At 73.4% G+C, this 22,597-nt stretch carries 20 protein-coding genes; 11 read left to right on the top strand and 9 right to left on the bottom strand.

Going from position 1 to position 22,597, the window contains the following annotated elements; genetic code table 11:
* Positions 1–42: 42 nt before the first annotated feature.
* The 5 genes from JQX11_RS06430 to JQX11_RS06410 all read right to left on the bottom strand — a co-directional run bounded on the left by JQX11_RS06430 (position 43) and on the right by JQX11_RS06410 (position 5,503).
* Positions 43–1,476: a GH1 family beta-glucosidase gene (locus tag JQX11_RS06430; RefSeq protein ID WP_204924034.1), complete on the bottom strand. Its 1,434-nt coding sequence runs from the start codon at positions 1,474–1,476 to the stop codon at positions 43–45.
* Entirely contained in the window at positions 1,473–2,315 is an 843-nt protein-coding gene (locus JQX11_RS06425) for a carbohydrate ABC transporter permease (protein ID WP_204924033.1), read from the bottom strand. Before JQX11_RS06425 ends, JQX11_RS06430 begins: the two co-directional genes overlap by 4 nt.
* Before the next feature lie 10 nt (positions 2,316–2,325).
* Positions 2,326–3,294, bottom strand: a complete 969-nt coding sequence (locus tag JQX11_RS06420) for a carbohydrate ABC transporter permease (protein ID WP_204924032.1) — start codon at positions 3,292–3,294, stop codon at positions 2,326–2,328.
* A 118-nt stretch (positions 3,295–3,412) separates the two neighbouring features.
* The gene (locus tag JQX11_RS06415; RefSeq protein ID WP_204924031.1) at positions 3,413–4,705 is read right to left on the bottom strand and encodes an ABC transporter substrate-binding protein; all 1,293 of its coding nucleotides are present in this window, start codon (positions 4,703–4,705) and stop codon (positions 3,413–3,415) included.
* A gap of 252 nt (positions 4,706–4,957) precedes the next feature.
* Positions 4,958–5,503, bottom strand: coding sequence for a plasmid pRiA4b ORF-3 family protein (locus JQX11_RS06410; protein WP_204924030.1), 546 nt, complete (start codon positions 5,501–5,503; stop codon positions 4,958–4,960).
* A gap of 150 nt (positions 5,504–5,653) precedes the next feature.
* Here JQX11_RS06410 and JQX11_RS06405 point away from each other — a divergent pair, with 150 nt between their 5' ends.
* The gene (locus tag JQX11_RS06405) at positions 5,654–6,439 is read left to right on the top strand and encodes a pyrimidine reductase family protein (protein WP_204924029.1); all 786 of its coding nucleotides are present in this window, start codon (positions 5,654–5,656) and stop codon (positions 6,437–6,439) included.
* Positions 6,440–6,547: 108 nt separating this feature from the next.
* Here the strand turns inward: JQX11_RS06405 and JQX11_RS06400 are convergent, their stop codons facing one another.
* Entirely contained in the window at positions 6,548–8,092 is a 1,545-nt protein-coding gene (locus tag JQX11_RS06400; protein ID WP_204924028.1) for a M4 family metallopeptidase, read from the bottom strand.
* Between the two features lie 442 nt (positions 8,093–8,534).
* Between JQX11_RS06400 and JQX11_RS06395 the strand changes: the two genes are divergently transcribed.
* The 9 genes from JQX11_RS06395 to JQX11_RS06355 all read left to right on the top strand — a co-directional run bounded on the left by JQX11_RS06395 (position 8,535) and on the right by JQX11_RS06355 (position 19,680).
* Complete coding sequence (locus JQX11_RS06395) at positions 8,535–10,295, top strand: ATP-binding protein (RefSeq protein WP_204924027.1); 1,761 nt, start codon at positions 8,535–8,537, stop codon at positions 10,293–10,295.
* A 13-nt stretch (positions 10,296–10,308) separates the two neighbouring features.
* Complete coding sequence (locus JQX11_RS06390) at positions 10,309–11,457, top strand: exonuclease SbcCD subunit D (RefSeq protein ID WP_204924026.1); 1,149 nt, start codon at positions 10,309–10,311, stop codon at positions 11,455–11,457.
* The gene (locus tag JQX11_RS06385) at positions 11,457–13,931 is read left to right on the top strand and encodes an AAA family ATPase (protein WP_204924025.1); all 2,475 of its coding nucleotides are present in this window, start codon (positions 11,457–11,459) and stop codon (positions 13,929–13,931) included. The genes JQX11_RS06390 and JQX11_RS06385 overlap by 1 nt, the downstream gene beginning before the upstream one ends.
* Before the next feature lie 131 nt (positions 13,932–14,062).
* Positions 14,063–15,028 (top strand): hypothetical protein, encoded by a 966-nt coding sequence (locus tag JQX11_RS06380; RefSeq protein WP_204924024.1) that lies wholly within the window; start codon positions 14,063–14,065, stop codon positions 15,026–15,028.
* Positions 15,029–15,056: 28 nt separating this feature from the next.
* Positions 15,057–15,914: a spermidine synthase gene (locus JQX11_RS06375; RefSeq protein WP_204924023.1), complete on the top strand. Its 858-nt coding sequence runs from the start codon at positions 15,057–15,059 to the stop codon at positions 15,912–15,914.
* An 82-nt stretch (positions 15,915–15,996) separates the two neighbouring features.
* Positions 15,997–16,701 (top strand): sigma-70 family RNA polymerase sigma factor, encoded by a 705-nt coding sequence (locus JQX11_RS06370; RefSeq protein ID WP_088645463.1) that lies wholly within the window; start codon positions 15,997–15,999, stop codon positions 16,699–16,701.
* The gene (locus JQX11_RS06365; protein ID WP_204924022.1) at positions 16,698–17,480 is read left to right on the top strand and encodes an anti-sigma factor family protein; all 783 of its coding nucleotides are present in this window, start codon (positions 16,698–16,700) and stop codon (positions 17,478–17,480) included. Before JQX11_RS06370 ends, JQX11_RS06365 begins: the two co-directional genes overlap by 4 nt.
* 207 nt (positions 17,481–17,687) lie before the next feature.
* Complete coding sequence (locus JQX11_RS06360) at positions 17,688–18,356, top strand: COG4315 family predicted lipoprotein (RefSeq protein ID WP_204924021.1); 669 nt, start codon at positions 17,688–17,690, stop codon at positions 18,354–18,356.
* A 403-nt stretch (positions 18,357–18,759) separates the two neighbouring features.
* Positions 18,760–19,680, top strand: a complete 921-nt coding sequence (locus tag JQX11_RS06355; protein ID WP_204924020.1) for a DNA-3-methyladenine glycosylase family protein — start codon at positions 18,760–18,762, stop codon at positions 19,678–19,680.
* A gap of 127 nt (positions 19,681–19,807) precedes the next feature.
* Here the strand turns inward: JQX11_RS06355 and JQX11_RS06350 are convergent, their stop codons facing one another.
* The 3 genes from JQX11_RS06350 to JQX11_RS06340 form a co-directional block, all read right to left on the bottom strand.
* Positions 19,808–20,305 carry a DUF1990 domain-containing protein gene (locus JQX11_RS06350; protein ID WP_307826087.1) on the bottom strand — a complete coding sequence of 166 codons (498 nt, stop codon included), beginning with the start codon at positions 20,303–20,305 and terminating at the stop codon, positions 19,808–19,810.
* A gap of 152 nt (positions 20,306–20,457) precedes the next feature.
* A complete protein-coding gene (locus tag JQX11_RS06345) occupies positions 20,458–20,880 on the bottom strand; it encodes an SRPBCC family protein (RefSeq protein WP_204924019.1) in 423 nt (140 codons plus the stop codon).
* Positions 20,881–21,127: 247 nt separating this feature from the next.
* Complete coding sequence (locus JQX11_RS06340) at positions 21,128–21,337, bottom strand: hypothetical protein (protein ID WP_204924018.1); 210 nt, start codon at positions 21,335–21,337, stop codon at positions 21,128–21,130.
* A gap of 135 nt (positions 21,338–21,472) precedes the next feature.
* Between JQX11_RS06340 and JQX11_RS06335 the strand changes: the two genes are divergently transcribed.
* Positions 21,473–22,588: an ATP-dependent DNA ligase gene (locus JQX11_RS06335; RefSeq protein WP_204924017.1), complete on the top strand. Its 1,116-nt coding sequence runs from the start codon at positions 21,473–21,475 to the stop codon at positions 22,586–22,588.
* Positions 22,589–22,597: the final 9 nt, after the last annotated feature.

Genomic DNA, 22,597 nt, shown 5'->3' with positions numbered 1-22,597 from the left:
GGCGGCGCGGCGGGGCCGTCCGGAATGCTGGCTGGCCTCTGCCTATTGTGCGGCCAGACCGTTGCGTCGGATCACCTCGGCGTACCACCTGGCGCTGGACTTGGGGATACGGGCCTGGGTGTCGTAGTCGATCCAGATCATCCCGAAGCGCTTGGTGTAACCCCAGGCCCACTCGAAATTATCCATCAGCGACCACGCGAAGTAGCCCCGCAGGGGCACCCCGGCCTCGATCGCCTCGTGCGAGGCCCGCAGGTGGGCGTCGAAGTAGGCCAACCGGTCGACGTCGTCGACCCGACCGTCCTGCACGGTGTCGACGAACGCCGAGCCGTTCTCGGTGACGTAGAGCGGCAGGTCGGTGTACTCCTCGTGGACCCGCCGCAGCGTCTCCACCAGGCCCGGGGCGTCGATCTCCCAGTCCATGTCGGTGACCGGGACACCCCGGGTGACGAACCGCACGTCCTCGCTGCCCGGCCAGCAGGACGGCGCCCGCCAGTACTTCTCCGGCTCCTCGCCGGTGACCGGCGCGGCCACCACGTGCCGGCTGTAGTAGTTGATCCCGACCAGGTCCAGCGGAGTGGAGATGATCTCCAGGTCGCCGTCGCGGACGTGTCCGAAATCGGTCACCTCGGCCAGGTCGGCGGTCAGGTCCGCCGGGTACGACCCACGCAGCAGCGGGTCGAGGAAGAACCGGTTGGCCAACCCGTCGATCCGGCGGGCGGCGTCGACGTCGCCCGGGGCGTCGCTGGCCGGGGTCACCGGGTAGAGGTTGACCGTGACGCCGAGCTGGGCCTGCGGCAGCTTCGCCCGCAGGGCCTGCACGGCGAGCCCGTGACCGAGCATGAGGTGGTGCCCGGCCCGGACCGAGTCCGCCCCGTCGGACCGCCCGGGGGCGTGCGCCCCGGAGCCGTAGCCGAGGAACGCCGAGCACCACGGCTCGTTGAGCGTGGTCCAGTACTTCACCCGGTCGCCGACGGCGTCCGCGAGCAGGGACGCGTAGTCGGCGAACCGACCGGCGGTGTCCCGGGCCGGCCAGCCGCCCGCGTCCTCCAACGGCTGGGGCAGGTCCCAGTGGTAGAGGGTGAGCCACGGCTCGATGCCGTTGGCCAGCAGCTCGTCGACCAGCCGCCGGTAGAAGTCCAGGCCCTCCTGGTTGGCGCCGCCGGTGCCGCCGGGCTGCACCCGCGGCCAGGAGACCGAGAACCGGTACGACTTCAGGCCCAGCTCGGCCATCAACCGGACGTCGTCGGGCATCCGGTGGTAGTGGTCGCAGGCCACGTCCCCGGTGTGCCCGGAGACCACCCGCCCTTCGGTGTGACTGAACGTGTCCCAGATCGACGGGGTCCGGCCGCCCTCGGCGGCGGCCCCCTCGATCTGGTACGCGGCGGTCGCCGCGCCCCACAGGAAGCCGGGCGGGAAGGTCAGTTCCGGCCCCTGGTCGAGTACGCCGACAGCGGGCGGGTGGGTCGGGTTGCTCACGACTTGACGGCGCCTTCCATGATGCCGCCGATGATCTGGCGGCCGAACACGATGAACACGATCACCAGGGGCACGGTGCCGATGGCGGTCGCGGCGAACACCTGCGAGTAGTCGGTGTAGTAGGCGTAGGACAGGAACGCCAACGACACCTGCAGGGTCGGGTTCTCCGGGGTGAGCACGGCGTACGGCCAGAGGTAGGAGTTCCAGGTCTCCATGAAGGTGAGCAGGCCGAGCACGGCGGCGGCGGGGCGCAACGCCGGCAGCACGATGTTCCAGAAGATCCGGAAGGTGCTGGCGCCGTCGACCCGACCCGCCTCGATCAGCTCGTCGGAGATGGCCTGGATGGCGTACTGCCGCATCATGAACACGCCGAAGGCGCTGACCAGGAAGGGCACGGTCACCGCGTAGAGGGTGTCGTACCAGCCGAGGTCCTGGATCATGCCCCAGAGCGGGATCAGGCCGAGCTGGGTCGGGATCATCATGGTCACGATGATCGTCAGCAGCAGGGCGTTGCGGCCCCGGAACCGCAGCTTGGCGAAGGCGAAGCCGGCCAGCGACCCGGTGATCACCACCGAGACGGTCACCACCGCGGAGACGATCACCGAGTTGAGCAGGCCGGTGAGGAAGTTCGCCGCGTCGTTGTCGAGCACCCGGCCGAAGTTCGCGCCGAACTCGCCGGCCGGGGTGAACGGCGGCGGTACGTCGTTGATCTGGTCGAGGCTACGGGTGGCGATGACCACCATGTAGTAGAACGGGTAGACCGAGAAGAGCACCGCGACGACGAGCGCGATGTAGAGCAGCGGACTGGTGCGCCAGAGGCGCTGGGATGCCTTGTTCACGGCGCGGTCCTCACTTCACCGAACGGCGGACGAGCAGGAAGTTCACCAGCGAGACCAGGGCGATCATGACGAACATGGCCCAGGCCACCGCTGCGCCGTAGCCGGCGGAGCTGAGGTTCTCGATACCGAGCTCGTACATGTACATCGCCAGGGTCTGGAACTCGCGCTGGTCGCCACCGATGATGTTGCCGTTGCCGAAGACCAGCGGCTCGGTGAAGAGCTGGAGCCCACCGATGGTGGACAGGGTGACCACGAAGACGAAGGTGGGGGTCAGCATCGGCAGGGTGATCCGCCAGAACTGCTTCCACTGGTTCGCGCCGTCGATCGCGGCGGCCTCGTAGAGGTCCTTCGGGATGGCCTGCATGCCGGCCAGCAGGATCAGCGTGTTGTAGCCGGTCCACCGCCAGTTGACCATGGAGGCGATGGCCGTCCAGGAGCTCCACTTCTGGGCGTCCCAGTCGACCGCGTCGACGCCGACCAGGCTGAGCACCCAGTTGATCAGACCGAAGTCGCGCTGGAAGAGCATCCCGAAGACGATCGCCACCGCGGCGACGGAGACCACGTTGGGCATGAAGATGGCCATCCGGAACAGCGTCCGGGCCCGCAGGAAGGTGCGGTTGAGCATGGTGGCCAGGAACAGCGCCAGGAGCAACTGGGGGATCGTCGACAGGATGAAGATGCCGAACGTGTTGATCGTGGCGTTCCAGAAGTACTCGTCGGTGAACAGCCGGGTGTAGTTGTCGAACCCGATGAAGCTGTGGTCGCCGATGAGGTCCCAGTCGTGCAGCGACATCCACGCGGTACGCAGCATCGGGTAGAACCCGAAGATGCCGAAGATCACGAAGAACGGCGCGATGTAGAGGTAGGGCGAGAGCTTCAGGTCGAGGCGGTTCAGGGTGATCGCCCGGCTGCGCCGCCGGGGAGGTGTGGGGGGTGGTGCGCTGGGCGACGGCGGCGCCGTCGTGGCCGAGAGGCTCATGCGGGGTCCTTTCCCGGCTCCGGCGGGGCCGGTGAGGCGGGCGGTACGTGGAACGGGGGGACGCCATTGGTGGCGCCCGGGACATGCCCGGACGCCACCGCCGGTGGTGGTGCAGTGATCAGAAGGCGCCCTGGGTCTTGGCGTCCTTGAGGAACTGCTCCCAGGCCTTGTCCTTGGGGGACTGCCCGTTCTCGTACGAGCGCAGGGCCGGCTCGAACGCGTTCTCCTTGATCGCCTGGTGCTTCGGGCCGAGGTGCAGCGGCTGGATCTTCTCGACGCTCTCACCGAAGATCTTGCCGGTCGGCGCACCGCTGAAGTACTCGTTGGTGTAGCTGGTGAACTCCGGGTTCTTCAGCGCCTCGAGGTTGGTCGGCAGCGGGCCCTTGAGCTTGAACGCCTCGACCTGGCTCTTCGCGTTGGTCAGGTACTCGGCGAGCTTGGCCGCCTCCTTGGGGTACTTGCTCTGAGCCGGCACGGCCAGCCAGGAGCCGCCCCAGTTGCCCGCGCCGCCGGGAACCGGCGCCAGGTCCCACTTGCCCTTGTTCTCCGGGCCGGAGTTGTCGGCGACGATACCGAGCATCCACGACGGGCAGAAGGTGGCCGCGAAGGTGCCCTGCTTGAAGCCGGCCGACCACTCGGGCGACCAGGTGGCGCTCTTCGCGGAAATCTTCGCGTCGGACATCGCGACGGCGGTGTCCCACGCCGTCCTCACCGCGGCGCTCTTGTCGGCGATGACGTTGTCCTCCTTGTCGTAGAACAGGTCACCGCCCTGCTGCACCATGACCGCGCTGGCCGCGGTGGTGGCCGAGTCGATCAGGCCCTTGTTGGTGGCCGCCCGGTACTTCTTGCCGGTCTCGATGAAGGCGTTCCAGTCCGGCCAGAGCGCCGCCACCTGGTCCCGCTCGGTCGGCAGCCCGGCCGCGGCGAACAGGTCCTTGCGGTAGCAGACGCCGAGGCTGCCGACGTCGGTGGGCAGGCCGATCAGCCGCCCGTCCGCCGCCTTGCCCAGCTCCCACTTCCACGGCAGGTATTCCTTGCTGTGGTCGGCGATCAGCGGCGCCAGGTCGGCCCAGTTCGCGGGGTTGGTCTTGAACTCGTTGAGGATGCCCTCTTCGAGCGCGGTCACGTCCGCGGCGCCCTTGCCGGTGGCCAGCGCGCGGACCACCTTCGGCCGGTACTCGTTGAGCTGCGCGGTCTTGCGCAGCTCGACCTTGATGCCGGTGTCCTTCTCGTACTGCTTGACGATCTCGTCGTATCCGAACTCACCGAAGGTGTCGACGACCAGCTTGCTGGGCTTGCCGCCGGCCTCCTTCGGCTCGTCGTCCTTGCCGCAGGCCGCGAGACCGCCGATGGCGGTTACTGCGGCCAGGGCGGCGACCGCGAACCGGTTACGCCGCGTGGTGACGCTCATCCTGACCCCTTTTCGATGGTGAGGCTGGGTGGTGTGTGGTGGGGGGTGCTGTCGCACGTCCCGGCCGGTCCGGCGGTGATCGCCGGTCGGTCTGGGATGGTCGCGGGTGATCCGCGCCACGCCCTTGGGAACGCTCCCATGAGATTGCCGGGAGGTGTCGGGGGTGTCAATAGACCGTTGGGAGCGTTCCCAGATCGTTACCAGCTATCGCGTTTACCCCGCCTCATGTGATGGACCCGGCGGAGACGCAGATCAACAGAAGCGGCGCAGCAGGGTGGTCGCCCGCCCGGCGTCGAACGCCGTCGGGTCGTGCCCGGGGCCCGCCCAGTCCCGCATCGTGACATGCTCCGGGTGGTGCGGATCGGCCAGCGCCGCCAGCAACAGGAGCTGCCCGGCCGGGCCGCCGACCCCCTCCGGCGGGCAGGCCCGCGCCCCCTGCGGGCAGCTCGGGTAACGCTCGTCCGGGTCGGCGGCGAGGACGTCCTCCACCACCAGCTCGTGCTCCCACCAGTCACCGAAGTCGTAGACGTAGCCGAACCGGCTGCCCTTGCCGGCCACCGCGTCCAGCCGGGTGTCCAGCTCGTCGTGCACCACCGGCTCGGCGTCCGGGTCCGGTTCGCCGTACTGCACCCCGTCGATCTCGAACGCGTGCAGGTGGCAGTCCCGCCAGCCCATCGCATGCTGCACCACCCGGTGCAGCCGATCGAGGGTGTAGCCGCCGGGGACCAGCACCCGCCGCCAGACCGACGGGCGCACCCCGGTGAGGGACACCTTCAGCTGGAAGATCTGACGTGACATGCTGCCCCCTCCACCCACCGCATAGGCTGCCGGCATGATCTGCCGAGCGTGCCGACAGCGGCGGCACGACGACTGCCCCGGCCGGAAGTGGTGCGACTGCCAGCACCGTACCCCCGCACCCACCCCTCCGGTCACCGGTCCGGCCGGCGAATGAGCGTCGGAATCCCGATCCGGCGGATCTGGCCCACGCCCGCCGACGGCCCGTTGGACGACGCGGCACTGACCGCGCTCTACGCCCGCGCCGACACCCCCCGGCTGCGGGTCAACTTCGTGGCCAGCGCGGACGGCGCGGTCACCCTGGACGGCTACTCCGCCGGCCTGTCCGGCGAGCCGGACAAGCGGGTCTTCGGCCTGCTGCGGATGCTGTGCGACGGGCTGCTGGTGGCCGCCGGCACGCTGCGCCACGAGGGCTACAAGGCGGTGCGGCTCAGCCCGGAACGCCGGGCCTGGCGACGCGCGCACGGCCTGGCCGAGTACCCGACGCTGGCGGTCGTCTCCCGGTCGCTGCGGCTCGACCCGGCCCAGGCCGCGTTCGCCGACGCGCCGGTGCGCCCGGTCGTGCTGACCACCGGGACGGCCGTCGCTCCCCCGGGCCTCACCGACGTCGTCGACCTGGTCCGGGTCGGTCGGGACGACGTCGACCTCGCCGCCGGCCTGACCGCGCTGCGCGAGCGGGGGCTGGGGCAACTGCTCTGCGAGGGCGGCCCACACCTGTTCGGCGCGCTCACCGCCGCCGACCTCGTCGACGAACTCTGCGTCACCGTCGCCCCGCTGCTGGCCGGGGCCGGCCCGGGGCGGATCACGGCCGGCCCGGCGAGCCCGCCCCGCCCGCTGCCGCTGCGGCACACGCTGGCCGCCGCCGACGGCGTACTCATGCTGCGGTACGCCCGCGACACGCCCGGCGTCGGCACCGCCGGGGCCGCGCCCGTCGGCTGACGTCACCCTCCCGTCGGACACGGCGCGGGGCGTGGGCCACCCGGTCGGTGTGCCCACGCCCCGCGGTCGAGGACGTCGGGGCCGGCGTGTCGACGCCGGCCCCGGGGGTCAGCTGACGCTCACGCCCGCCCAGGCGGCGGCGACGGCCTTGTACTCGGCGCTGGTCGCGCCGTACAGGTCGGTCGCGGCCGACAGGCTCGCCGTCCGGGCGCCCTTGTAGTTGGTGGTGGAGGTCATGTAGCGGGTCAGCGCCCGGTACCAGATCGCCCCGGCCTTGGTGTTGCCGATGCCGGCGACAGTGGTGCCGTTGCAGGTCGTGCTGGTGCCGTACGACGAGGTGCCGCTACCCACCGCGAGCAGGTAGAAGAAGTGGTTCGCCACGCCCGAGGAGTAGTGCACGTCCAGGCCGCCGACCGAGCTGCTCCAGCAGTCCGCCGACTTACCGTCCTTGGAGGGCTTGTCCATGTAGCGCAGCGGGGCGCCGGTGCTGCGCAGCTTCTCGCCGATCAGGTAGTCGCCCGGGTCCTTGGCGCTGGCCGCGTAGAACTCGACCAGGGTGCCGAAGATGTCGCTGGTGGCCTCGTTGAGGCCGCCCGACTCGCCGCTGTACCGCAGCCCGGCGGTGTTGCTGGTGACGCCGTGGGTCATCTCGTGCCCGGCCACGTCCAGCGAGGTCAGCGGGTACCAGCCGGAGCCGCCGTCGCCGTAGGTCATGCAGAAGCAGGAGTCCTGCCAGAAGGCGTTGGCGTAGTTGCTGCTGTAGTGCACCCGGCTGTACGCGCCGACACCGTCGTTGCGGATGCCGTTGCGGCCGTGCGCGCTCTTGTAGTAGTCCCAGGTCTTCTGCGCGCCGAAGGCGGCGTCGGCGGCGGCGGTCTGCCGGTTGTTCAGGGTGCCGTCGCCGAAGACGTTGGTGGCGCTGGCGACCAGGGTGCCGGTGCCGATGGTCCGGCCGTTGAGGTCGTAGGTGCGGTGGTTGCCCCGGGCCGGGTCGGCGAGCTGGTAGGTGCTGCCGGACTGGGTGCTGCCGACCGAGACCGAGCCGGAGTGGAAGGTGTTGCCGGTGCCCTCCCGCTGCACGCCCTCCCACGAGTCGCGGACCGCGCCGGTGGTGGCGTCCACCAGTACGTGCAGCTCGCTCGGGGTGCCGTCGGCGTGGGTGCCGGCCACCACCACCTCGTAGGCGAGGGCGGTCGCGGTCGCACCGGCGTCGAAGACCAGCTGCGCGCCCGCGACCGAGCGGCCGGTTGCGGTCGACGCGGCGAAGGCGATCTTGCCGGCGGCGGCCTCGCTGACCTTGGCCTTCGGGGAACGCTGCGGGGCGTTGGCGAGGCCGTGGGTGGCACCGCGCCAGGAGTCGCCCTTGCCGAGGTGGACGACCACCTCGCCGCCGAGGACGGGCAGGCCGTCGGAGTAGCGGTTGAGCCGGACGTGCTCGGTGCCGTCGGCGTCGGTCACCACGTTGCGCGGGGTGAACGTCTGCCCGTCGGCGGCGAGGCCCGCACCGGAGTGGGCCTTGAGCTGGGCGACCGCGCGGGTGAACGGGTCGGCTGCGGGGCCGGCGGGCGCGGCGGTGGCCGCGGTGGGCACCGTGACGGCGGTGGCCAGGAGAGCGGCCGTGGCGAGGCCGCTCAGCAGGGGGGTTCGACGCATGGGGGTTCTGCCTCCACAGGGACAGTCGGGGGGGTGCCGACTGACGGCGGCCCGCCGGTGGTTCACCGTGGACCGGTCACGTGTCCGCAGGTTACGGACGTGACGACCGGCACCGGAGGAAGAAGATCCTCGATGTCGGCTGTGGCTATTCTCAGCCCAACCGGCCGGTTTCTGTCACGCCCTCGGCGGGGATTTTTTTCCCCGGATTTTCGCCGGGCCCGCCACCTGCGCAAACACCACCACCGCGCGGGAAAAAGTCGACCGACGGTGACCGCACCACCCCCTGCGGTCACCGAACCGGGCGCGACGACGGTGGTCGGCCCGACGTCGCGGCCGGCCCGCCGGTGGCGTCCGCCGCGTCGCGTGGCAACCTGTCGCACTCCTCGGGCAGGATGCAGGGCGTGCGCCCTGACCGAGACGACCAGCTGACCGGAGCCCGCGGATGACCGACGACCGGACCGACGGCCGGATCGACAGCCCCGGCGAGCCCGTCGGCCGGGTGCTCGGCACCGCCGACGCCACCCCGTTGCAGTTCTGGACGGCCGTCTCCCCCGGCAGCTACCTCCAGCTCGACGACGTCGTGGTCACCCGGCGCGACCTGCCCGACCGGGAGCCGGTCACCATCGCCGGGGTGGTCACCCAGGTCCGCGCCCGGCACGAGGGCGCCCAGTTCGAGTCGGACGTCTTCGCCATCGCCGACGGCACCCTTCCGGCCCAGGTGCAGGAGGCCGCCGAGATCACCACCACCCGGGTCGACCCCGAGCTGTACGTGCCGCCCGCTCCGGGCGCCACCGTGCACCGTGCCGAGGGCGACGCCCGCGCCCGCGCGCTGCACTTCGACCGGATGGAACGGCGCATCCCGATGGGCATGGGCCGCGACGGCGTGCCGGTCTACCTCAACGCCGACTTCCTCGACGGCAGCCGGGGCGCACACGTGTCGATCTCCGGCATCTCCGGGGTCGCCACCAAGACCAGCTTCGCCACCTTCCTGCTCTACTCGGTGTTCCGCTCCGGGGTGCTCGGCGGCGACGCGGTCAACGCCAAGGCGCTGATCTTCAACGTCAAGGGCGAGGACCTGCTCTTCCTCGACCACCCCAACGCCCGCCTCGACGACACCACCCGGGCCGCGTACGCCAGGCTGGGGCTGGCCGCCGGCGCGTTCCCCGACGTCCGGGTGTACGCCCCGCCCCGGGTCGGCGACGCCTCCGGCACCCCCGACGTCAGTAGCCGGCTCACCGGCGTCGACGCCTTCTACTGGACGCTGAGCGAGTTCTGCGCCGACCGCCTCCTGCCGTACGTCTTCGCCGACGCCGACGACGAACGCCAGCAGTACACGATGGTGGTCCACTCGGTCACCGCCCACCTGGCCCGCTACGCCCAGCCCGCCGACGGTGGGGTCAGCGTCGACGGGGTGCGCCTCGGCTCCTACGCCGACCTGGTCGACCACATCGTCGAGCAACTCAACGACGACGAGACCCGGGGCGACTGGGCCGGCAGCGCGGTCGGCCTGGGCACGGTCAACGCGTTCGCCCGCCGGCTGATCGGCAGCAAGAAGGACCTCGGCCGGCTGATCCGCGGCGACCTGGCGACCCGCCGCCCGCACTCCATCAACACCGCCGAGAGCGCCCAGGTCACCGTGGTCGACCTGCACAACCTGCCGGACCGCGCGCAGCGTTTCGTGGTCGGCGTGACGCTGCGCGGCGAGTTCGAACGCAAGGAGAAGGCCGGCACCGCCAAGCCGCTGCTCTTCGTCGTCCTCGACGAGCTGAACAAGTACGCCCCCCGCGAGGGCTCCTCCCCCATCAAGGAGGTGCTGCTCGACATCGCCGAGCGGGGCCGCTCGCTCGGGGTGATCCTGGTCGGCGCGCAGCAGACGGCCAGCGAAGTGGAGCGCCGGATCGTCACCAACTCGGCGATCCGGGTGGTCGGCCGGCTCGACCCGGCCGAGGCGTCCCGCCCGGAGTACGGCTTCCTCCCGCCGGCCCAGCGGCAACGCGCCCTGCTGGCCAAGCCGGGCACCATGTTCGTCAACCAGCCCGACATCCCGGTCCCGTTGTGCCTGGAGTTCCCCTTCCCGGCCTGGGCGACCCGGGTGTCCGAGGCCGGCCGGGCCCCGTCGGAGACGCTGCGCTCGATCACCGGCTCGGTCGACCCGTTCGCGGTGGTCGGCTCGGGCGGCGTCGACGACGACATTCCGTTCTAGGGGGCCGGCCGCCATGAAGATCCTGCACACCTCCGACTGGCACGTCGGCAAGGTGCTCAAGGGACAGTCCCGGGCCGAGGAGCACAAGCAGGTGCTCGCCGGGGTGATCGAGATCGCCCACGCCGAACGCCCCGACCTGGTCATCGTCGCCGGTGACCTCTACGACACGGCCGCCCCCAGCCCGGAGGCGACCCGGCTGGTCACCCGGGCGTTGACCGCGCTGCGGCGGACCGGGGCCGACGTGGTGGCGATCGGCGGCAACCACGACAACGGCAACGCCCTCGACGCGCTGCGCCCCTGGGCCGAGGCGGCCGGCATCACCCTGCGCGGCGGGGTCCGGGACAACCCGGCCGAGCACGTCGTCGACGGGGTCACCGCCGCGGGCGAACGCTGGCAGCTCGCCGCGCTGCCCTTCCTGTCCCAGCGGTACGCCGTCCGCGCGGTGGAGATGTACGAGCTGACCGCAGCCGAGGCCACCCAGACCTACGCCGACCACCTCGGCCGGGTGCTGGAGAAGCTGACCGAGGGGTTCACCGAGCCGGACCGGGTGCACCTGGTCACCGCCCACCTCACCGTCGTGGGGGCGAGCACCGGCGGCGGCGAACGCGACGCACACACCGTCCTCGGGTACGCGGTGCCCGCGTCGGTCTTCCCCGGCACCGCGCACTACGTGGCGCTGGGGCACCTGCACCGCTCGCAGCGGGTGATCGGGCCGTGCCCGATCCGCTACAGCGGCAGCCCGATCGCCGTCGACTTCGGCGAGCAGGAGAACGTCTGCTCGGTGACGCTGGTCGAGGTGGGCGCGACCTCGGCCGCCCGGATCCGGGAGGTGCCGGTGGCGGCGGCGGTGCCGCTGCACACGGTCCGCGGCACCCTCGCCCAGCTCGCCGAGGCCGACCCGCCGCAGGGCTGGCTGCGGGTGTTCGTCCGGGAACAGCCCCGGGCCGGGCTGCGGGAGGAGGTGCAGGAGCTGTTCCCCCGCGCGCTGGAGATCCGGATCGACCCCGAGCTGCTGCCCACGCCGGGCAGCGGCACCCGGGTCGCCCAGCGGGCCGGCCGCTCGCCCCGGGAGTTGTTCGCCGACTACCTGGGCAGCCGGGGCCACGAGGACGACGGGGTCCGGGACCTCTTCGACGAGCTGCTGGAGGAGGTGGAGCGCTGATGCGACCGATGCGGCTGGACCTGGCCGGCTTCACCGTCTTCCGCGACGAGACCACCGTCGACTTCACCGACGCCGACTTCTTCGCCCTGGTCGGGCCGACCGGTTCGGGCAAGTCGACGGTGCTGGACGCGATCTGCTTCGTCCTCTACGGCGCGGTGCCCCGCTGGGGTGGGGCGCGGGGGCTGGCCAACGCGCTCGCCCCCTCGGCGGTGGAGGCCCGGGTCCGGCTGGTCTTCGAGTCGGCCGGAGACAGGTACGTGGCGACCCGGGTGGTCCGCCGCGACGGCCGGGGCGCGGTCAAGACCGCCAACGCCGGGCTGCAACTGATGCCCCCCGGGTTCGACGTGACCAAGCTCGACACCGGGCTCAGCCCGGAGGACCTGGGCGAGGTGCTGGCCGGCACCCCGGCCGAGATGGAACCGGCCGTGCTGGACGCGGTCGGGCTGCCCTACGAGCAGTTCACCTCCTGCGTGGTGCTGCCGCAGGGGCAGTTCGCCGACTTCCTGCACGCCAAGCCGGCCACCCGGCAGCAGATCCTGGTCAACCTGCTCGGCCTCGGCGTCTACGAGAACGTGCAGAAGCGGGCCACCGAACGGGCCGGGCAGGCCGAGGCGAAGCTGGAGGCGGTCGCCCGGATGCTCGCCGGGTTGACCGACGTCGACGACGAGACGTTCGCCGCCGCGTCCGACCGGGTCGACCGGGTGCGGGAGCTGGCGACGGCGGTCGCGGCGGCCGTACCGGAGCGGGAGCGGGCCCGGACGGCGGCGCGCGAGGCGACGGCGGCGCTGGCCGCGCTCGACGCCGACCTGGCCGGGCTGGCCGGGGTGCGCGCCCCGGCCGGGGTGACCGAGGTGGCCCGCGCGGTGAGCACGGCGCGGGAGGCGGTCGACGCGGCGACCCGCACCGTGGCGCTGGCCGAGGAGCAGGAGGAGAAGCTCCGCGGCGAGCTGGCCGGCGCGGGCGACGAGAGCGCCCTGCGGCTGCTGCTGCGGGCGCACGCCGACGCGGAACGGCTGACCGGCGAGGCGGACACGGTCCGGGCGGCCCTCGACGCGGCGCAGGCCAGGCACGACGCGGCGGCGACGGCGCTCGGCGCGGCCCGGGAGGCGGCGGCGCGGGCCGAGGCCGAGCTGGAGGCGGCGTTCCGGGCACACGAGGAGGCCAAGACCGTCGACCAGGCGGTCGCGTTGCGGGCGCACCTGGCCGACGGCGGGACCTGCCCGGTCTGCGAGCAGCAGGTGCCCCGGGTGCCGGCGGTGCCGGCCGGCTCGGCGGTGGCCGCGGCGACCGCCGCCGGCAAGGCGGCGCGGGCGGCCAGCAAGGCCGCGCTGGCGCTGGTGGACGAGCGGGACGCGGCGGCCCGGGAGCAGGAGCGGGCGCTCGTGCGGCTGCGGGCCCAGCACGACCAGTTGCACGGCCGGCTGACCGAGCTGGCCGGGCAGCTCGCCGGGGCGGCCACCCCGACGGCGCTGCGCGACCAGCTCGCCGAGCACGCCCGGCTGCGGCAGGCCCTCGACGAGGCTGCGGTGGCGGTGCGCACCGGCCGCGACGCCGCCCGCCGGGCCCGGGGCGCGGCGGACACCGCCGAGGAGCGGCTGCGGGCCGCCTGGCGGGACTTCGACACCACCCGCGACGGGCTGGCCCGGTTCGGCCCGCCGGCCACCGACCGCGACGACGTGGCCGCCGCCTGGACCGCCCTGGTGGGGTGGGCCGGCGCGCAGGCCCAGCAGCGACGGGTCGACCGGGACGGGCTGGTCGCCGCGGTGACCGAGGCCCAGTCGGCCGCCGAGGCGGTGGAGGACCGCATCGGTGGCCTGCTCACCGCCGCCGGGCTGCCCCCCGCCGACGACCCGGCGCAGGCGGTGGCGGTGGCCGCCGAGCGGGCCGGAGCCGACCTGCGGCGGATCACCGAACGCCGGACGCAGGCAGTCGAGCTGCGGGAACAGCGCGCCGAGCACGAGCGGCAGGCACGCACGGCGCGGGCGCTGGCCGGGCACCTGCGGGCCAACAACTTCGAACGGTGGCTGCTGGCCGAGGCGCTGGACCTGCTGGTCGACGGGGCCTCCCGGATCCTGCGGGAGCTGTCCCAGGGGCAGTACGACCTGGTCCACGACAAGGGCGAGTTCTTCGTGGTCGACCACCACGACGCGGGACTGCGCCGGGGCGTGCGGACACTGTCCGGCGGGGAGACGTTCCAGGCGTCGCTGGCCCTGGCGCTGGCGCTGTCCGAGCAGCTCGCCGGGATGTCCACCACGGCGGCCAGCCTGGAGTCGATCGTGTTGGACGAGGGGTTCGGCACCCTCGACGCGGCCACCCTGGACATCGTCGCCGCCACCCTGGAGAGCCTGGCCGCCCGGGGCGACCGGATGGTCGGCGTGGTCACCCACGTGCCGGCCCTGGCCGAGCGCATCCCGGTGCGCTTCGAGGTCCGCAAGGACGCCCGCACGGCCCACGTCGAACGGACCGGCCGGTGAGCGCGAGGAGCGCAGCGCAGCGGAGCCCCGCAGCCGCGAACGAAAGGCGGGCCCCATGAGCGCGAGGAGCGCAGCGCAGCGGAGCCCCGCAGCCGCGAACGAAGAGTCCGACCGGTGAGCGGGGCGGTGACGTGACCGGGCCGCAGCTGTTCGTGGACGCCTGGGACCCGTCCTACGGGGCGTCGTTCGAGGCGACCCCGGGTGGGCCGGTCGCACCGAGCAGCACCCAGGTCGACACCGATGTGGAGCTGCCGGCGGTGGACTGGCGGGCGATCGGCCCCCGCTCCGGGGTGGCCGCCCCGGACGTGGTGCTGCTCGTCGACGGGGTACGCCGGATCGACGCCAGCGTGTGGACGGCCGAGGAGGACGGTGCCTCGTACCCGGGGATCGCCGCCTCGTACGCGGCCGGGGTGGTCCGCTGCGACCTGGAGCGCGGCGCGGCGGAGCTGGCCGGCGCGCGGGTGGGGCGGGGGCTGTTCACGGCGAGCCCGTCGGCGCAGGAGGTGACCTGCGGGCAGGTGCGTTACCCGGTGCACCGGGTCGGTGGCACCGGTGAGCTGAGCAAGCTGCCGGCGGCGGTGCAGGCCCCGCTGACCGCCCTGGAGGTGGCCGTGTCCGACGCGGCCCGCACCGACGGGGACCTGCTGGTGGTGGACGGTCCGCTGCGGGCCCGCCGGCAGTTGCCGCGCACCCTGGGCTACATCAAGACGCAGCACAGCCAGTATCTCGACGCCCGGCTCACCGCCGTGGTCACCGGGCTGGGTTCCGGCCAACGGTCCCCGGTGTTCCGGCTGGGCACCGCCTGGGGCGGCTGGTCGTGGTACCTGCGGCTGCCGGTGGCGGTGGGCGCGCCCTGGGCCGGGATCGTCCGGTTGGAGTGCTCACCGGACCTCGAACCGCAGGACGCGGTCGCGCTGGCCGACCTGTCGCTGGTCACCCTGCCCCGGTTCGCGTCCTCGCCGTACAAGGACCCGCGCGCGCCGCAGAACCTGGTGCCGATCGCCGGGTTGGAGCGGCGGCTGCGCGGGATGCTGGGCGACGCGCGGCTGCTGCACCGGGCACTGACCATGGCCAGCCGTAGCGGCGGGACCCGCTGATGGCCAGCCGCAGCGGCGGGACCCGCTGATGGGCCGCCGTCGGGGTGACGACCGGATCGTGGTGGACGTGGCCACCGGCCGGGCGGAGCTGGTGCCGGACCCGGACCGGCCGCGCTCGTGGACGCTGCTGCTCGACGACGCGCCCCAGTCGCATGTGGACCTGGCCGACCCGACCCACCTGGAGTTCGAGTACGTCAGGCGGCTCGGCGCGGCACTGGACCTGATCGCCCCGCCCGGTGCCCCGCTGCGGGTGCTGCACCTCGGCGGCGGCGCGCTGACCCTGCCCCGGTACGTCCAGGCGACCCGGCCCGGGTCGACGCAGCGGGTGGCCGAGGTGGACGGCGCGCTGGTGGAGCTGGTCCGGCGGGAGCTGCCCTGGCCGGCCGACCCGAGGCTGAAGGTACGCGTCGCCGACGCCCGCGCCACCCTGGAGTCCAGCCGCGACGCGTCGTACGACGTGGTGGTCGCCGACGTCTTCGCCGGTGCGCGCACCCCGGCCCACCTGACCAGCGCGGAGTACGCGGCACAGGTGGCCCGGGTACTCGCGCCGGCCGGCTGGTACCTGGCCAACCTGGCCGACGGCCCGCCGTTACGGCACACCCGTGCCCAGGTGGCCACGGTCCGTCAGGTGCTGCCCCGGGCCGTCCTGGTCGGCGACGCCGCGGTGCTGCGCGGGCGGCGGCACGGCAACCTGGTGCTGGTGGCCGGGCGGGTCGAGCCGCCGGTGCCGGCGCTGACCCGGCGCGCGGCCGGGGACTGGTTCCCGGGGCGGGTGCTGGCCGGCGCCGAGCTGGACCGGTTCGTCGCCGGTGCCGCCGTGGTCACCGACGCGGACGCCACCGACTCGCTGCCGCCGCCGCCCGGAATTTTTTCGGTCCGCCGTTGATCCGCTGGGAAGAGCGGTCCGTATCAACGGTCGGCGCCCTCCCCGTGGGCCCGCTGATGTCGGTGGACAGCAGGAGGTCTGGATGAGTGCGGTCGCGGCCGGCTTGCACGGTGAACTGGCCAGGCCAGGGTGGATGTTCGCCCGGGCCCAGCCGCAGTCGCGTGCGTCGAGGTCCAGCCGGGGGGTCGACGCCGGTCCCACCGATCGCCAGAATGGCCCGGTGACCCCGCGATCGACGCCCGGGCGGCACCAGGCCCCGGCGACGACGCCCGAGGCGAGCCACTCCGACCAACTGGTCCGGCTGCTCTACGCCGAGCACGCCGGCCCGCTGCTGATGTTCGTGATGCGGTTGACCGGTGGTGACCGGCAACGCGCCGAGGACATCGTGCAGGAGACGCTGCTGCGGGCCTGGCGCAACGCGCACCGGCTGGGCGTGCAGGGCCAGGGTTCGCTGCGGCCCTGGCTGGTCACGGTGGCCCGGCGGATCGCCATCGACGAGCACCGCAGCGAGCAGGCCCGCCCACCCGAGACGTACGACCGGGATCTGACGGCGTTCGCCGAGGCGGACAGCACCGACCGGGTGCTGCGCACCATGACGGTGGCGGATGCACTGCGTACGCTGAGTCAGTCGCACCGGGAGATCCTGGTGGCGACGTACTTCCGCGGGCGGACGGTGCCGGAGGCGGCCGAGGAGTTGGGCCTGCCGCTGGGCACCGCCAAGTCGCGGGTCTACTACGCCCTGCGCGCGCTGCGCACGGCCCTACAGGAGAGGGGGGTGACGGAATGAGCCGGGCAGACCACATGGATGTCGCCGCGTACGCGCTCGGCGTCCTGGACGTGCAGGACACCGAACGGTTCGAGGAACACCTCGCCACCTGCTGGGCCTGCGCCGCCGAGTTGGAGACGATGGTCCCGGTGGTGGGGCTGCTCTCCGACATCGACGGCGAGACGATGATGGCGATGGAGCAGACCGCGACGGATCCACGGCTGCTGGACCGTACCCTGGTCGCGGTCCGGACCCACCGGCGCAAGGCGCGGTTCCGGCAGGTGCTGACCATGGCCGCCGCGGTGGTGGCGGTCGGCGCGCTCAGCGGCATCGGCGTCGCCACCTTCGGCGGTACGGTCGGCGGTGACGGCCAGGTGGTCGCCGAGCCGAGCCGGTCCGCCCCGGTGGACGGGCCGGCGAGCCCGCAGCCGACCCGGTCGGGGCCGGCGGTGGGTGGCACCGAGATCGAGGGCGACCAGTTCGACGCCACCGACGGCAGCACCGGTGTGAAAACCACGATGTGGCTGGACAGCAAGGAGTACGGCACCTGGATCGGGTTCAACCTGACCCGGTTGCCCGGCCCGCGCACCTGCCGGCTGGTGGTGGTCCGCAAGAACGACACCACCGAGGTGATCTCCACCTGGGCGGTGCCGGGGACGGGTTACGGCACCACGGCCAACCCGCAGGATCTCCAGTTGGAGGCGTCCACCTCGGCGCCGCGCGGCGAGATCGCGAAGTTGCAGGTGCAGTCGGTGGACGCCAACGGCGTGGCGAGCCCGCTGGTCACCGTCGTGCCCTGAGCCACCCTCCGTCGGAAACGGCGTCGGCCCGCTGCGGGCCGACGCCGTTTCGGCTTTCCGGGCGCAGGGGTGCCTCTGCTCGCGCACACGTACGGCCGGCCGGAACGGTTCAACGACGACGACGTGAAATGGCCCACTGTCGATCGTTCAACCTTGACAGTGGACGCTCCGTACTACTCGGTGAACCGCCAAGAATGAGGAGGGCACGTGGCAAAGATCAAGCGGACGACCGTCATCGTCGCGAGCGCGGTGGTCGCACTTACGGCCTGCGCGCCCGCAGGCTACGACGGAGCGAACTCCAGCGTCGCCGAGCCGGTCGCCGTCGCCGCGGCCGAACCCACCGCGTCGGTCGAGCCGGACACCTCGGCCTCTCCCGGCGCCTCCGGCGCCCCCGCCGCCGACCAGGCGCCGCCGCCGGCCAACGTCCAACTGACCGACGAACTCGTCGGCAAGAAGATCGCCCGGATGGGCCGGGTCGTGGTGGACCAGGAGGGCTTCATCCTCTACCGCTTCGACAAGGACTCCGACGACCCGCCGTCGTCGAACTGCGTCGACAAGTGCGCGCAGGTCTGGCCGCCCGCGCTGACCGACGGCAACCCGCAGTTGCAGGGCGTCTCCGACGACAAGGTCGGCACCGTCACCCGCCAGGACGGCACCCGGCAGATCACCATCGGCGGCTGGCCGGTCTACCGCTACATCGGTGACAAGAAGCCGGGCCAGTGGAAGGGCCAGGGCGTCGGTGGCACCTGGTTCGTGGTCGACCCGAACGGCAAGAAGAACCTGACCTGCCTGCCGACCGGCACCCCGAAGGCGGTCGCCCCGCCGGCAGCCGGCGACTCGGGCGGCTCGAACAGCGGCGGGGACTACACCTACTGATCCTGCGTCAGCCGGGACACGGTGGCCGGTCGCAGCCGGGGAGGGCGCGACCGGCCACCGTCACGGATCAGGACCGTCGACGAACCGGCAGCGTCGGACGGTCCGGGCCGCGACGCCGGCCCCCTGGTCGGGCCGGCGTCGCGGTAACCACCCGCCGGACCCTCCCCCACCAGACCCCCGGAACGGACCAGGGCGGTGGACGCGCCACACGCCAGCGGGCGCGCGCCACCGAAGGTCCCCCCAACCCCGCACCCACGGCCGCTCGGGCGGCCGGTCCGCTCCGGGATGGAGACACCGCCGACGCGCAGGGCGTCGGCGGTGTCGTCCATTTCCGCCCCGGTCACCCTCCCCGGCGGTACGGGGCGGGGCCGTCCGTCCCCCGCGACCATGGCACAGTGGCGGGGTGACCTGGGACGAGCCGGCGGCACGCCGGGTGCTGCGACCGCCGGCCGACTACCGGCTGACCGCCTCGGTCCGGGCCCTCACCTTCAGCCCGTACGACCCGTGCGCGCGGATCGTCGCCGGCACCTTCTGGTGGGCCACCCGCACCCCGGCCGGTCCGGCCACCCTGACCCTGCGCCCGGAGGCGGGCGAGCTGCTGGCCGAGGGGCACGGGCCGGGCGCCGACTGGGTGGTCGAGCAGGCCGACGCCGTCGCCGGCCTGCGTGACGACCTGACCGGGTTCGCCGAGCTGGCCGCCGCCCACCCGCTGGTGGCCGAGCTGGCCGCCCGGCACCGGGGGCTGCGGATGCCCGCCACCGGGCAGGTCTTCCCCCGGGTGCTGCGCGCCGTCTTCGAACAGAAGGTCACCGGCACGGAGGCGTACCGGGCGTACGCGGCGACCGTGCGGCACTTCGCCGAGCCGGCCCCGGGGCCGTTCCAGCCGCTGCTGCTGCCGCCCGACGCGGCGAGGGTGGCGGCGGCCCCGTACTGGGTGTTCCACCCGTTCGGCGTGGAGCAGCGCCGGGCCGAGACGCTGCGCCGGGCCGCCGCCCTGGCCGACCGGCTGGAACGCTGCGTCGACAGCGCCGAGGCGACCCGGCGGCTCACCGCCGTCCCCGGCATCGGCCCGTGGACCGCCGCCGAGGTGGTCCGGGTCGCCTACGGCGATGCGGACGCGGTGAGCGTCGGCGACTACCACGTGCCGAACACGGTGGCCTGGGCGCTGGCCGGTGAAGCGCGCGGCGACGACGCCCGGATGCTCGACCTGCTCGCCCCGTTCCGCGGCCACCGGGGGCGGGTCTGCCTGCTGCTGGCCGCCGCCGGTATCCAGGCACCCCGGTTCGGCCCCCGGATGCCGATCCGTTCCTTCGCCCGCTTCTGACGCCCGGGGTGGGGCGGGGGCTGTGTCGCCGAGATTGCGGTATCGCAGCGGGCGGATGCCGCTGTTTCGGCCCCGTCGCGTTGGCCACGAGTCCGGCGACCGGAGCGGCCGCGCCGGGTGGGGCCGGTCAGCGGACGAGGCGGCGCAGGGTGTGGGCCAGCCAGCGGGCGTACCCGTGCTGGACGGCGCGACCGGCGGGCCCGGCGGCGGTCATGAACCAACGGTCCGGCCGGCTGAACGCGGTGACCTCGAAGCTGACCGCGCCGTCGGCGTCACGGCGGACCAGGAACGCCTCCTCCCCGCGTTCCGGATGGCCGGGCAGCGTGCCGTAGCCGAAGCCGGCCTCCCGCTCGTCGTCGACCACCCAGACCACCTCGCACGGCCCCCACACCCGCAGCGGACCCACCCCGGGTCCCGGGGTGACCCGTACGCCGGGTGCGGCCCGGACCGCGTCGGTACGCATCCGCACCCCGGCTGCCCGGTGCAACCGCCAGCTCAACACGGCCTCGGCGGCGACCGGGAAGCTGCCGGGCGGCAGCGCGCACCGGTGCCGCAGGTGGTGGTAGCCCGCCGGCAGCGACCCGCCCCGGGTCGCCCCCACCTCGGGGTACGTCAACTCGGACACCGCGCCTCCCAGGGTCACTGTCAGCCTAGGGCCGGTCCCGTCGACCGGCGACCCGACCGGTGGTGCGGGCGCGGCGGGTGGCGGTCGGCCGGTGCCGTCCCGCGCGGTGGTGGAGAGGGACGCCGACGGGTCGCACGTACCCCGGCCGGGGCTCAGCCGGCTTCGCAGCGCCGCCGCAGGCCGTCGGCCTCCAACCGCAGGTAGCGGCGCACCAGCCGGCCGCCGAGCCAACCCACCGGCCCGGCGAGCGGGCCGGTGAGTTCCAGGGCCAGCTCCACCCGGACCCGGCCGGCGGGCAGCGCGACGATCCGGTGCTCGCCCCGGCTGCGTACCCCCGGGGTGGTCGATTCCCAGACGAAGCAGCGGGGCGGGTCGATCTCGGTGACCCGCCAGGACGTCGGGCGGAGCCGGGGCTGTTCCAGCCGGGCGGTGGACCCGAGGACCAGCGGCCCGGCCTCGCCCCGGCGGGCGGTCCGGACCGAGGCGGTCCACTCCGGCCACCGTTCGATGTCGGTCTGCACCGCCCACACCGTGTCGATGTCCGCGTCGATCTCGGTCGCCGTCTCGAACCGCATGCCGCCTCCGTGGTTGCACCGCCGGCACCCGCGTGCCGCCCGGTTCCCCGACGAGCCTGCCGCAGCGATCGTGCCCCGGCCACCCTCCGGTCGCCCTCCCGACCGTGCGTCCTCCCGACCGTGCGCCCACCGGGACGCGGCCCCGGCCGGCTGCGGGGACCGGACGCAGCTTCGGCCCGGTGCGGGGCCGGGCGCGGCCTCGGGCGGGCGCGGGTTCGGGCAGGCGCGGGTTCGGGCGGTGCGCGGCTCAGCCGGCCTCGCGCAGGTCGGCCAGGTCGAGCGGGGTGTGCCGGTGGAGCAGGTCGGTCAGCTCGGCGACCGTGCCCACCTCGCCGAGCACGTTCTTGCCGCCGCCGAACCGGTCCGGGTAGCGGTGCACCAGCCGGTAACGGTGCCGGCCCCGGACCAGCTCGACGGTGACCCGCCAGCGCCCACAGCAACCACACCGCCACTCCACCCGGCGAGGCTAGCTCCGAGCGGGGCGCACGGGATCCGTATCCGCGGGGACGGACGGTACGGGCGGGGACACGCCGGACCGGCACCGACGGTGATCTGCCTCACCACTGTCGGTGGCGTCTGGTTGACTGTCGCCGTGGACCTGCCGATCAACCCCCCGGTCGAGCCGATGCTGGCCAAGAGCGTGGCCCGCCTGCCCACCGACCCCGGCCTGACCTACGAGCCCAAGTGGGACGGCTTCCGCTGCATCGTCTTCCGCGACGGCGACGAGGTCGAGCTGGCCAGCCGGGGCGGCAAGTCGATGACCCGTTACTTTCCCGAGGTGGTGGCGCAGGTCCGGGCGCAGTTGCCGACCCGGTGCGCGGTCGACGGCGAGCTGATCGTGATCCGGCGCGACGGTCCGGGCGGTCAGCCCCGGCTCGACTTCGAGCAGCTCGCCCAGCGGATCCATCCGGCCGCCTCCCGGGTGGCCCTGCTCGCCGAGACGACCCCGGCCGACTTCGTCGCCTTCGACCTGCTCGCCCTCGACGACGAGCTGCTGGTCGACGAGCCCTACCCGGCCCGGCGGGAACGCCTGGTGCGGGCGCTGGCCGGGGTCCGGCCGCCGGTGCACGTCACCCAGGTCACCACCGACCCGGAGACCGCTCGGCGCTGGTTCGAGGTGTTCGAGGGCGCCGGCCTGGACGGGTTGATCGTCAAGCCGGCCGACCTGCCCTACCAGCCCGGCAAGCGGCTGATGGCCAAGGTCAAGCACGCCCGGACGGCCGACGTGGTGGTGGCCGGGTTCCGCTGGCACAAGTCGGGCCCGGTGGTCGGCTCGCTGCTGCTCGGTCTCTACGACGACGCCGGGGTGCTGCACCACGTCGGGGTGAGCGCCTCGTTCACGATGGCCCGCCGGCAGGAGCTGCTCGACGAGCTGGCCCCCTACCGGGAGGATGTCGACGCCCACCCGTGGGTGCACGGCGACCACGAGCGCGGCCAGCGCATCCCGGGCGGGGTCAGCCGGTGGACGGGCGACAAGAACCTCGACTGGGTCCCGCTGCGACCCGAGCTGGTGATGGAGGTCGGCTACGACGCGATGGAGGGCGACCGGTTCCGGCACACCGCCCGGTTCGTCCGCTGGCGGCCGGACCGCGATCCCCGGTCCTGCCGCTACGACCAGCTCGACCGTCCGGTGCGCTTCGACGTCGACCAGGTGCTCCGGGGCGATCCGACGGCGACCGTGCCGCCGGCCGCCGACACCCCGGCGTAGCCTGACTGC

The organism is Micromonospora humida, from assembly GCF_016901255.1.
Classification (GTDB): Bacteria; Actinomycetota; Actinomycetes; order Mycobacteriales; family Micromonosporaceae; genus Micromonospora; species Micromonospora wenchangensis.
This window is presented reverse-complemented; position numbering and strand designations above follow the sequence as displayed.

Bases quoted from the DNA above. Each gene is read 5' to 3' on its own strand.
- JQX11_RS06385 (WP_204924025.1), top strand. From the start codon at position 11,457: ATGCGACCGATGCGGCTGGACCTGGCCGGCTTCACCGTCTTCCGCGAC.
- JQX11_RS06365 (WP_204924022.1), top strand. From the start codon at position 16,698: ATGAGCCGGGCAGACCACATGGATGTCGCCGCGTACGCGCTCGGCGTC.
- JQX11_RS06370 (WP_088645463.1), top strand. From the start codon at position 15,997: ATGAGTGCGGTCGCGGCCGGCTTGCACGGTGAACTGGCCAGGCCAGGG.
- JQX11_RS06420 (WP_204924032.1), bottom strand. From the start codon at position 3,294: ATGAGCCTCTCGGCCACGACGGCGCCGCCGTCGCCCAGCGCACCACCC.
- JQX11_RS06400 (WP_204924028.1), bottom strand. From the start codon at position 8,092: ATGCGTCGAACCCCCCTGCTGAGCGGCCTCGCCACGGCCGCTCTCCTG.
- JQX11_RS06345 (WP_204924019.1), bottom strand. From the start codon at position 20,880: ATGCGGTTCGAGACGGCGACCGAGATCGACGCGGACATCGACACGGTG.
- JQX11_RS06410 (WP_204924030.1), bottom strand. From the start codon at position 5,503: ATGTCACGTCAGATCTTCCAGCTGAAGGTGTCCCTCACCGGGGTGCGC.
- JQX11_RS06375 (WP_204924023.1), top strand. From the start codon at position 15,057: ATGGGCCGCCGTCGGGGTGACGACCGGATCGTGGTGGACGTGGCCACC.
- JQX11_RS06405 (WP_204924029.1), top strand. From the start codon at position 5,654: ATGAGCGTCGGAATCCCGATCCGGCGGATCTGGCCCACGCCCGCCGAC.
- JQX11_RS06415 (WP_204924031.1), bottom strand. From the start codon at position 4,705: ATGAGCGTCACCACGCGGCGTAACCGGTTCGCGGTCGCCGCCCTGGCC.
- JQX11_RS06395 (WP_204924027.1), top strand. From the start codon at position 8,535: ATGACCGACGACCGGACCGACGGCCGGATCGACAGCCCCGGCGAGCCC.
- JQX11_RS06390 (WP_204924026.1), top strand. From the start codon at position 10,309: ATGAAGATCCTGCACACCTCCGACTGGCACGTCGGCAAGGTGCTCAAG.